The following is an 11,272-nucleotide window of genomic DNA, read 5'->3' as shown; positions in this document are numbered from 1 at the left end:
ATCAATATTCCTTTTTCCTTTACTCACTTTGTGCGAATGAACTTTAAGGCCGGATTCGTCGCTGTATTCTTTAGGCAAAAACTTTTTTTTCAGGCACGGCATCATTTTGAAAGACGCGAACACCGCGAAAAACTGATAGAGCGCGACAAACAGTATGACAGGCAGAGCTATCCGAATCAACGGAGACCTTTTGCTGAACAGGCCGCCGTCCAGCCATTCATGGCAATGCTTGCATTTTTTTGCAACTGATTTTACCATCTCGCCGCAATAAGGGCATTGTTTTTCTTCATGCATACGCTATATCCTCCTTAAACACTTTTTTCAAAACTTTCGCAAGTTTTCAAGTTACCAGTTTTCCGCCAGGAGCTGGAAATGGGCCTGCGGATGGGCGCAGGCGGGACATTCATCGAGCGCTTCCGCTCCTTCATGTATATAGCCGCAATTCCCGCAGCGCCATTTGACAGGAGTGTCTTTTTTAAAAACCTTTCCTGCTTTTATGTTTTTTAAAAGTCCGAGAAAACGTTTTTCATGCTGTTTTTCGGCGATGGCTATTGAGCGCATCGCGGCGGCGATCTCGACAAAACCCTCTTCGTCCGCGATCTTCGCGAAACCGGGATACATCTCGGTGTGTTCGTGATTCTCTCCCGCGGCGGAACCCTTGAGATTTTCCGCGGTTGTACCGACGATACCGGACGGGAAAGACGCCGTTATACCGGCTTCTCCGCCGGTCATGAATTCAAAGAGTCTTTTGGCATGCTCCTTTTCGTTGGCGGAAGTTTCGCTGAAGATATCCGATACCTGCACAAAGCCTTCTTTTTTCGCTTTCGAGGCGAAAAAATCATATCTATTCCGCGCCTGTGATTCTCCGGCAAAGGCCGCCATCAAATTCTTTTCCGTCTTTGTTCCTTTTAAATTCGCCATTTCCGCATTCTCCTTTTCAGTTTTTCCAGAGGCCGTGAACGGTGCAGTATTCCCGGGCGATAAGATTCCCACCGCCGATTTTAAATTCCGCTTCCGGCCTGTCTCCCGGAGCGAGGAATTTCCTGCATATTCTGCCATCGGCTATCACTTCTATGCACAAAATATAATGTTTTTCTTCCATGGGATGCGGGACATCCCCGACCTTCACCAGCACACCTGTTTCCGTTTTCACTATCACGGGCACATGTTTTTCTTTTCCTTCATCCCGCGTTTTTGCCTCCATCAGTATCATGGGTTTTTCACAGCAGACGAGCTGTCCGCCGCCGGCATACACAAGTTCGACAATATTCCCGCAAACGCCGCATTTAAAAACATCGAATCTTTTTATCACAAATCCCCCTTTCGCAAAAGCCGGTTCGAAAACCGTTTACTTGAATTCAGTCGGTTTCCTTAAAACTTTCTTTTCCCACTCCGCAGACGGGGCAGACCCAGTCATCCGGCAGATCGCTGAAGAGCGTCCCCGGGGCTATACCGGAATCGGGATCACCGGCGGCGGGATCATAAACATAATTGCACACGGTACACACATATTTCTGCACGCTTGCCTCCTTGGCCACTTTTAAGACCATCTCGCTTGACACAGGCGCCGATGCGGGCGTCGTTCCCTTTTTTACAACATGATAGTAGGCGTAGGTCATGGGTTCGCCCTCTTTGATATTTTCCGAACCGGAAAGTTTTCCTATGAAAATATCATGCGTTCCGGCGTCTACCGTTTTGACGACTTTGCACTCCATGTGCGCCAGCGTGTGTTCGAGGAAGAGAGGCGCGCCGGACGGACCCTTTCTATATTTCATATCTTTGAATTTGTCTATATCCCGGCCGGACCTGAAACCCAAAAGGCCTATGAATTCCACAGGTGTTTCTTTTTCAAGAACCGACACGGAGAAAACTTTGGATAAGCTGATCAGCTCATGGCTGAGGTTTTTTTTGTTTATGCACACGGCCAGTGTCGCGGGCTGGGCCGAAACCTGGAACAATGTGTTGACTATCTGAGCATTGATCTTGCCGTCAAAGAACGAGCCCACGGCATACATACCGTAGCTTAATTTGAAAAGAGCAGTCTGGTCAAGAGCCATACAATGTCGCCTCCTTATCTTCTGCGAGAACCTTCCATCAGTAATGTAACCAAATTAAACCGCCAATTTCAAGAGCGGCTCCCTCCATTCTAATAGACAATCGTGCACTGCGGCAGATTAAAATCTGGCACATTTTACGCGGTTGCAAAATTGGGGGAATAGTTATATAATTCGTTCGAACGTTCGCCATAATGCAAACGTAAACTAAGGAGGGAGAAAGAAATGGCCAAAGACAAAAAGCAGGTTTTGGAAAACACGATCAAGCGGTGCAGGGAAAAAAATATCATCATACCCACTTTCGAGCAGATGTATGACCCTGAGAAAGTTCCCCAAGGCATAAAAGACGAATTAAAAGATATAGGCCTTTGGGATCTGCATCCCAGAAACCTCTTCAGGATCACCTGGAAAAACGAGCCCGTGAAACACGGCGGCTGTTTTGACGGCGTAAACTATATAGAACTTCCAAAAGAAATAACCGGTGTGAAGGCCAGGATAATGGTTTTGGTAGGGAAATTTTTTCCGACAGGGGCTCATAAAGTCGGCGCCTGTTTCGGCCCCCTTGTCACCAAGTTGATCACCGGAGAATTCGATCCCACGACCCAGAAAGCCGTTTGGCCCTCCACCGGCAATTACTGCCGCGGCGGGGCTTATAACTCCTATCTGCTTGGTGTGCCGGCGATTGCCATCCTGCCGGAAGGGATGTCTAAAGAAAGATTTGAGTGGCTGAAGACGGTGGGCAGCGAAATTTTCGCCACCCCCGGAGTGGAGAGCAACGTAAAAGAAATATATGACAAATGCCATGAACTGAAAGCGGAAAGGGGCGACGGCGTTGTCATCCTCAACCAATTCGAGGATATGACGAACATGATGTGGCATTACGCCGTTACGGGACGTGCCCTAGAAGAAGTTTATCAGAATAACAAAAAAGGGAACCAGCGTTTCTCGGCCATGTTTCTCACTCAGGGTTCGGCGGGAACGCTGGGCAGCGCGGAATATATCCGGAAGTGCCATCCCTCAGTCAAAGTGGGCGCCGGCGAAGCTTTGGAGTGCCCCACCCTGCTTTACAACGGCTTTGGCGGCCATAGGATAGAAGGCATAGGCGATAAACATGTGCCATGGGTGCACAACCTGAAAAATATGGATATGGTCGCGGGCATAGAGGATGAGAAATGTATGCGGATGATAAGGCTTTTCAACGAGAAAAAGGGCCATGCCTATCTTAAAAAGCAGGGGGTTTCTGACGAGATCATTTCCAAACTCGATCTCCTGGGAATATCCTCTGTGGCGAATATAATAGGCTCGATCAAAATGGCGAAATATTACGAGATGACTGAGAATGACATGGTCTTCACAGTCGCCACGGATTCAATGGAGCTCTACGGTTCCAGGCTCAAAGAGCTGAAGGAAGAGCGCGGGGAATATACCGACATTGACACGGCAAGAGATTACGAGACCTGTCTTCAGGAGATAGACACCGAGCATCTTATCGAACTCAGTTACCGCGATAAGAAGAGGATGCACAATCTCAAATATTTCACATGGGTTGAACAGCAGGGCAAGGAAGTTGAAGATCTTGACGCCCAGTGGTACGACGAGAACTGGTGGTCGGACCGTCTGGATATTACCGGCAAATGGGACAAACTCATAAACGAGTTTAATGAAAAAACCGGTGTTAATAAAAAGTATAAATAATCTCTGAGTTTTCGGCCTCAGTTGGCGGCATCTGCAGGCCCGTGTGCTGGATAGCGCGCCGATGCATGCTGGTTCCGCGGGGAACGAGCCGGAGGGGATATGTATAAAAAAGGCATTAACCTTAATACGATAACGGTGGAAACTCTCAAAACGCTTCCCGGAATAGGCGACAATCTCGCCAGGAGCCTCGCGCTCCACAGGGAACTCAAAAGCGAATTCGTCAACCCCTCGGAATTCAGCGCCATTGTCCCCGAACATGTGTATTCCGAAATAGTGAAAGATTACAATATTTACGCGGTTTCACCGCATGTGTGGAAAAGCAGGATAACAAACGAGATCAACAAGCTCCTTAATTCGGATCTGACGATCTTTTTTTTGGAAAATTCGTCGCTGGCAGTGAGCATAGAGAAGAATATTTACATAATAAATCTTCCCCACGGGGGGAATGTCAGGCACTCCGGCATTGAAAATATACTCCATGAAACCGGCGCGATAGCCGGATTCAAAAGGTTCATGGGCTGGCGCCCGGCAATAAAAGCCCTGCTCTTGACCGGGCTGGAAGATATGGAGGCGCTCAACAGATTTTTAGCGCGCTACAATACGTCTTCTCTCTTCTGCATTAATGAGGACGAGATATTGAACACCGGTAGCAAACAAAAATTCATCGCGGAGATGATAATGGCCAGGAAAGTAAAAACCTTCGCCTCCGGCGGTACAATAAAAAACGGGGATTTTTTTGAGATAAAAATGTTTCCGCCCTCCGGCGAATCTTCCGGCTGCGCCCTCATGATCTCTTTCGGCTCGGCCAGTGTTCTGCTGATGTTCAATATGACGGAATCCGATCAGCGGGATCTGATCCACGCTCCGGCGGGCGCAGGGCTCAGGCCGAACGCCGTGTGCTCTTATGGGACCTCGCCCCTGCCGGTTTTTATGCAGTCCTGCTCTTCTCCCGAATTGATAGACACGCGTAAAAAAAAGAAATTGATCAGCGACGGAAATCTTATTTATGCCGTTTAAACCCTCCCGAAAAAATCTGCGGAAACTGGTGGAAAATCTCGTCAATATACGTTCAGACAAAAAAAATCCGGCCATGACGGCTTTTCTTAAAAAAGCCCTCCGGGAAAACGGCTGGAAGAATATCAGGGAACACGGCGGAAACGTCTGGGGCAGCATCGGGACGGGAAAGATAAAAATTCTTTACGACATACACTCCGACACCATCCCGGCGCAGAAAGCCGGATGGCGCGGCGATCCTTTTACCGCCCGATTTCAAAACGGCCGCTTGTACGCTCGGGGCTCGGTGGATGACAAAGGCCCGCTTGGAGCGGCGATCTTTTCCGGGAATTTTATAAAGAATTCTAAAGATTACAGAGTTTATCTGCTCGCCTCCGACAGGGAAGAAATTGACGAGGGTTACGGATGCCGCGTTTTCCTCAGAAAAGAAAAAGTGAAACCGGATTTTGTCCTTATATCCGAACCGTCCGATATGAAACTTATTTTCGGCCAGAGAGGGAGGATCGAGATCACGCTCACCGCGCGGGGCATACCCGCTCACGGCTCCATGCCGGAAAAAGGTAAAAATGCCATTTCCATGCTGAACGGGGCATTGAATTCTCTGTCAAAACTCAAATTCGGGAGCGTGCCGCCCTTCACGGCCACGACCGTCACGCCAACCGTGATAAAAAGCGAGGGGGAGGGAAAAAATGTGCTGCCTTTGAGCTGCAGCGTTCTCCTGGACATCAGAATAAACCACAAAGAAAGCGTTGGCTCGCTGATTAAAATCCTGAAAAAGAACCTCCCCCGGGAAATAAAAATAGAAGCGGGAAAGTTCTGCCCTGCATGGCTTCTTAAAGATCACAATTACGCCATTGCCGCGAAAAAAACATTCGCGCAGGCCTACGGAAAAACAACCTCGCCCGCTTACTGGAAATTCTGCACCAACGGCTCCTCCTATGCCTCAAAAGGCATTCCGGTGATAGGTTTCGGGCCTGGCAAACCGCAGCTTTGCCACAAAAAAAATGAGAATATAAAAATGTCGGATATTGAGCGGTCCGTTGAGTTTTTCAGGCTGCTTCCCTCCCATATAGCTGAGCTCACAACATGATGAAAAAAAAGCTACTGCTTTCCTGTGCCGCGGCGGCGCTATTTTTATGCCGGCAGTCACGCGCGGCGGAGCCGCTTTATATAGCTGATTTGCCTAACATCCACGAATACGAGCTTTTCGCCAACAACGGCTGGGCAGGCAACTGGTATATCGGCTACGACCACTGCTGGATCGCGGAACTTCCTCCGGTGCCGGAAAAGAAAAAATTTAAGAAAGCTTTTCTCGGAGTAAAACTAGGGCGGGCTAAAACCCTCAAGCAGATAGAAGCCGGCGTACAGGCGGAAATAGACTCTCAAAAGAAAAAACTTGAGGGCGCGTCTCCCGCGGAAAAGGAGAATCTGAAAACCGAAATAGAATCTTTGAAGAAGCGATCGGCTGAAAACGCGGCAATACATATATCCATTTCATCCGATTCGGATTTTTCCGGCAAGGAAACATATACCGCGGCGTTCAACAGCGAGATCCCGCTTGAAGGAGATTATAACGAGGCCATGAACAATGTAGGTGAGGCGCGCTGGTTCTGGACAGAGGTGCCAATATCGGCAATTTCCGCCGAACAGTCCAATTTTGTGGCCGCATGGTCGAACAACCCGCTATTTACATCGGCTTCTTACGCCCCGGTGATCGCCGCGGGCTGGTCGGAAAAAAACAAATATGCCTATCTGTCCACTGACAACTTCGGAAAAGCGCCGGGAAATCCGGAAAAAAAGATCAGTTTTTTCACGCCCGCGCTGTGCATAAAGCTTGTGCCTGAGCATGAGAAAAATTTGAAAGTGAGCGTGCTGAAAGCAGGGATCAACGACGGCATTTTAAGAGTTTGCGCGGCAGTGGAGGGCGTGCCGGAAAGGCTCCGCCTGCGTGTTTTTGCCCACAACGGGGAAATCCCGACGGGTTTCGGCATTTCAGCGCCGCCGTGGTGCCTCACAATATATAAACTTGAAAAGGGCAGATACAGTTTTTATCTTGACGCTGAAGACTGTTACGGCAACAAAGCCGTCAGCGAGAAAAAAACTTTCGCTGTGGAGTAGGGCTGCGGGTGTAAATCCGCCGCCAGTTTGAGGAGGAAGATCATGTATCCAAATATTCGGAAAGGACTTACTGTTTTTTGCACGATGGTTTCTTTTTCGGTTTTTATACCGGAAATATTACCGGCAAAAAATATTATTTTGGAAAAAGCCGTTTTATGTTCCCATGTAGCGAAAAATGAAGCTGTAGGTATTGCAACAGATTTTTCGCCAGAGGTGGGCAAAGTGTATTTCTGGACAAAGGTATCCTGTGAAAACATTCCAACTAAGGTCAGACATATTTGGTATCACGAAAATACCGAAATGGCGGAAGTGACACTGGAAATTAAATATCCAAGCATGAGAACCTTCAGTTGTAAAAAAATTATGCCCCAATGGACAGGGGCTTGGTATGTTGAAATAGTGGATGATAATAACTTGGTGTTAAAAAGGCTGGATTTTACAATTGGAAGTTCCGAAGAGGGCGTAAAAGAAGAGCAGGAACAAAAGATTGAGAAAAACGTTGATAATATTCCGCAAAAAGTGCTTGAGGAGAACAAGGCCGAAACAGAAGCTATTGATGCCGCAGAAAAAGAATCAATGGCGGCATTGAATATAGCTGAAGAAATCGTAATGGACGAATCTACTGCAAAAGATATAGACATAGAAATCAAATTAGGTACTGGCGTGAAAGAAAGAGAAATTATAGGTGAAGCAAGAATATTTCCTGCTGATGTAGGTAAGATTTACTGTTGGAATTTAATAGCAGGAATACAAGAACCGACTGAAATAAAACATGTGTGGTATTACAATAATGAGAAAATTGCAGAAACCTCTTTAAAAGTAAAATATGATAATTATCGTACATGGTCATATAAGACAATCATGCCGAATTGGGCAGGTGACTGGCGTGTCGAGATAGTTGATGCCAAAGGAAATCTGGCGCAAAAAGCTTCATTTAAAATAAATCCTTAACACGGCGTATTGTATAAAGGGAAAAATTTGTTATTAAAATTTGTAAATAGGCCGCTTTTTATTCAAAAGTTATCAAATTCTTGATACGGTCGCTATAATTTGACCAATCTGATATTTTTAAAATATATGCCACAATTTCTTTCTTCTCTTGATTTTTAGCGGGCTGGGGATAATATTTATCATAATTTCGTGTTATCGGGATACACACGATTTTGTTCAATTGTTTGTTCTTGATAATAAATTTAACAGCCAGTCCTTTTCTGGTATCCCCAAAAGCCTGATCAAAAATAAAATTACCTAAGCCGTAGATAATCGGTTTTTCTTTATAAAATTCTATCTCTTGTATAACATGAGCATGATGGCCTATAATAATATCCGCGCCAGCGTCAATTGTTTTGTGAGCAAGATTTTTTTGGAATTTTGATGCCGTTGAGGTATATTCATTGCCCCAATGGAAGGAAACGATAATGATATCGCTCACTTTTTTGGCTTTGCTTATATCCTGTTGTATTTCTTTTATTCTTCCCGGCGCAATACCGGCCTTCTTATCTGTTGCAAAAGACCAGCGGAAAGTGCAGTCATATGCCAAAAAAGCTATTCTTGTATTCGCAAATTTAAAAAAGCCTGCCTTTCTTGCTTCTTCTAAATTATTCCCTGCCCCAACATAAGTAATATTTTTATTTTTAAGAAGCTTTAATGTCTCAGAAAATGCTTCGGGGCCATAATCCATAATATGATTATTAGCTAGAGCTAAAACATCAAATCCGGCATATAGCAAACCTTCCAGGTTTTTTGTGCTGGCACAAAAACTGTACTTTTTTCCTGTTGAAACGCCTTTTGATGATATGGGGCATTCAAGGTTGGCAAAGGCTATATCCGCAGATGAAATTAGATTTTTCACCAATTTATAAGGATGAGAATATCCTTTCCCTTTCTTCGCCATATCTTTTGCTATGTGCCTGCCTAACATTATATCCCCGACGGCAATTATTGAAATTTCAGATGCATTGGAAAAACCCGCTATCAGAAGGCCAATCGCTATTTTAAGAAAAATTGCTGAATAATTTTTATCAATCAAAACATAAGCTCCCGCAAGTTATTTGTTTCTATATATAATTTAACATAATTAATAAAAGCATTCAATCGTCAAGATGAGATTATGATCGCTTTCAATATTATTTCACAACCTCTACATTGATTGACTGAGAATCTGAACGGCCATGGTCATCAACAACACGAATAACAGAGTGTCCTATCTTAGGTTTCCAAAAATAGTTTTCACCGGCATTTTTTCTTGTTAAATAGCTGGAATCTGCGAACCAGTATATTTGTTTTACATCCGCATCTGTTACGGCAGTAAATGGAATAGTCTGATCTTTTATGGAATTAATTCTGAAATTGTACGTCAAGGCGGAATTTGGAGAAATAATTTGAGGCGCATTGCCGGATGTTGATGAACAACTTTCTAGCATAAGGGTCGGGTCATACGGCGGCGGTAGGCGTCGAGGTATTCCTGCCTGTTCAAATATTTTGAGTATGTCTGACGGCCAGAATTCGCATACAAGTGTCTCAATATTCTTTGAATCATCAGGAGATGTTCTTAATCCGGTTTTAGAATCAACAAAAACTTGTCGATGAATAGTACAGTGCTTAATGGGTGATTTTCCCGGAATAAACCATGTATCAATAAGATTAGGGCAGAAAGGGCCCGGTAAAAAACCTGAAACTGCGCAAACCTTGACTTTGGATATATTATCGCTTATAAGTGGATTATTGGAGTATTGTTCCTGTGTATCGGATTTTAGAGCATCAACTATTTCAAAAAAAGGGGAGCCGCTCCTGTAATGCCTACAAATGCAGGATTGCCTTCTCCATTAAAATTCCCTACCCAAACGGCTAAAGCATATTGACCGAAAATTCCTACTGCCCATGCATCACGAAATGCGAAAGAAGTTCCTGTTTTCCAATGTACAGGGATAGAATCGCAAAGCCACTCTCGGTGGTAGCCCTGATTAGGACGGGGAATGTCTTTAAGTATATCAAGGACTAGTAGACAGGATTCCTCACTCAATAATCTTTGTTCCCCCGCAGGGAAGAGGTCTATTCGGTTACGGAGTTGCCGAAGCACCCCCTTATTCCCCAACATTGCATAAAGTTTTATCAAATCTTCCATGGTTATTTCAGCGCCGCCTAAAACCGGCGCCAGCCCATAATACGAAGAATTATGCGGGAAATTAATACCGGAATCCTTAAGAAATGTGAAAAAATCGGGATTGTCAAGTTGGGAAGCAACCTGCATAGCTGGAACATTTCTACTGCGTATAAGCGCATCGCGAACTTTTATAGGCCCTTGAAACTCTCCGTCAAAATTTTCAGGATTAAATCCTCCAAAACTGGATGGCGCGTCTTTCAACATAGTCATTGGATGAATAATGCCTTGATCCATACCAAGAGCATAGATAAATGGTTTAAGAGCTGAGCCGGGGGAACGTTTAGCGCGAAAACCGTTGACTTGCCCCTGGATTGCATCATTAAAATAATTAGCGGAACCAACGGCGGCTAGAATTTCCATAGTCTGATAATCAATAAGAAGAGCGGATGCGTTATATATGCCGATTTTTTGTTGGGTTTCAATATAATTCCTTATCTGTCTTTCTAATAAGTTTTGAAACTCAAGATTTAGGGTTGTATATATACGGCCTGTCCTCTGCTCATCGTCACTAAGCAAGGCATCTGTAAAATGGGGGGAAAAAAATGGGAGAACATCCGGACCATTTATGCTTATAGGAAGTTTTAATGCATGTAGTTCTATACTGTCTAGTGGATGTTTCTTGACCCATTTTAATAACAAAGATCTTCTAGCGTTTCTGAATTCAGAACTTAGTTTTTGTTCCCTATTATTTGAATACGGGGTTCGTTTGGTAGGACTTTGTGGAATTACAGCTAAAGTAATAGCTTCTACAATAGTAAGGTCTTTCGCCTCTTTTCCAAAATATATTAAACTTGCCGCTCCGGCGCCTTCTATATTTCCCCCATACGGCGCAAGATTAAGGTATGCTTCAAGAATAGCATCTTTAGAATAATGGCATTCAATTTGAATCGCGCGCAAAATTTGATAGAGTTTCCCCATAATAGTGCGTGTCCGTATCTTGAACCGCAACCGGGCTAACTGCATTGTGATTGTTGAACCGCCAATGCGCTTATTACATACATATGTTTGCCAAGCCGCATATGATAAGGCTATGGGATTGAATCCGGGATGCCAACGGAAAAATCTGTCTTCACGGAGGAGGGTAGTTTCAATCAAGTTAGATGAAAAATTAGATAGTGGCAACCATAACCGGTATATTTCATCTGAAGAAAGAGTTAAGCGCAGAAGTTTGCCATTGCGGTCGTATACCGCCTGAGAAAAACTTAACCCTTCACGAAGCGGCGGTTTT

10 protein-coding genes and 1 pseudogene are annotated in these 11,272 nt (G+C 44.8%); 5 read left to right on the top strand and 6 right to left on the bottom strand.

Annotated features, from left to right (window positions below):
• From FP827_00675 to FP827_00660, 4 genes are all read right to left on the bottom strand, one after another.
• A partial coding sequence (locus FP827_00675) for a hypothetical protein (protein ID MBA3051598.1) occupies positions 1–294 on the bottom strand: 294 nt, incomplete at its 3' end.
• Between the two features lie 51 nt (positions 295–345).
• Positions 346–921 (bottom strand): rubrerythrin family protein, encoded by a 576-nt coding sequence (locus FP827_00670; GenBank protein MBA3051597.1) that lies wholly within the window; start codon positions 919–921, stop codon positions 346–348.
• A gap of 16 nt (positions 922–937) precedes the next feature.
• Complete coding sequence (locus FP827_00665) at positions 938–1,312, bottom strand: desulfoferrodoxin (GenBank protein MBA3051596.1); 375 nt, start codon at positions 1,310–1,312, stop codon at positions 938–940.
• 46 nt (positions 1,313–1,358) lie between these two features.
• Positions 1,359–2,057: a High molecular weight rubredoxin gene (locus tag FP827_00660; protein MBA3051595.1), complete on the bottom strand. Its 699-nt coding sequence runs from the start codon at positions 2,055–2,057 to the stop codon at positions 1,359–1,361.
• Between the two features lie 222 nt (positions 2,058–2,279).
• Here FP827_00660 and FP827_00655 point away from each other — a divergent pair, with 222 nt between their 5' ends.
• The 5 genes from FP827_00655 to FP827_00635 all read left to right on the top strand — a co-directional run bounded on the left by FP827_00655 (position 2,280) and on the right by FP827_00635 (position 7,832).
• Positions 2,280–3,749 (top strand): pyridoxal-phosphate dependent enzyme, encoded by a 1,470-nt coding sequence (locus FP827_00655; protein ID MBA3051594.1) that lies wholly within the window; start codon positions 2,280–2,282, stop codon positions 3,747–3,749.
• A 99-nt stretch (positions 3,750–3,848) separates the two neighbouring features.
• The gene (locus FP827_00650; GenBank protein MBA3051593.1) at positions 3,849–4,766 is read left to right on the top strand and encodes a helix-hairpin-helix domain-containing protein; all 918 of its coding nucleotides are present in this window, start codon (positions 3,849–3,851) and stop codon (positions 4,764–4,766) included.
• Positions 4,756–5,853: a M20/M25/M40 family metallo-hydrolase gene (locus FP827_00645; GenBank protein ID MBA3051592.1), complete on the top strand. Its 1,098-nt coding sequence runs from the start codon at positions 4,756–4,758 to the stop codon at positions 5,851–5,853. The genes FP827_00650 and FP827_00645 overlap by 11 nt, the downstream gene beginning before the upstream one ends.
• Positions 5,850–6,881 (top strand): hypothetical protein, encoded by a 1,032-nt coding sequence (locus FP827_00640; protein ID MBA3051591.1) that lies wholly within the window; start codon positions 5,850–5,852, stop codon positions 6,879–6,881. The genes FP827_00645 and FP827_00640 overlap by 4 nt, the downstream gene beginning before the upstream one ends.
• 42 nt (positions 6,882–6,923) lie before the next feature.
• Positions 6,924–7,832: a DUF2914 domain-containing protein gene (locus FP827_00635; GenBank protein MBA3051590.1), complete on the top strand. Its 909-nt coding sequence runs from the start codon at positions 6,924–6,926 to the stop codon at positions 7,830–7,832.
• A 58-nt stretch (positions 7,833–7,890) separates the two neighbouring features.
• Here the strand turns inward: FP827_00635 and FP827_00630 are convergent, their stop codons facing one another.
• Both FP827_00630 and pbpC read right to left on the bottom strand, forming a co-directional pair.
• The gene (locus FP827_00630; GenBank protein ID MBA3051589.1) at positions 7,891–8,910 is read right to left on the bottom strand and encodes a CapA family protein; all 1,020 of its coding nucleotides are present in this window, start codon (positions 8,908–8,910) and stop codon (positions 7,891–7,893) included.
• Positions 8,911–9,007: 97 nt separating this feature from the next.
• Positions 9,008–11,272 (bottom strand): annotated as a pseudogene (gene pbpC, locus FP827_00625) (penicillin-binding protein 1C).

Source organism: Candidatus Omnitrophota bacterium (genome assembly GCA_013791745.1).
Taxonomy (GTDB): Bacteria; CG03; CG03; order CG03; family CG03; genus CG03.
The sequence above is the reverse complement of the archived record's forward strand: the minus strand, read 5'-3'. Positions and strand labels throughout refer to the sequence as shown.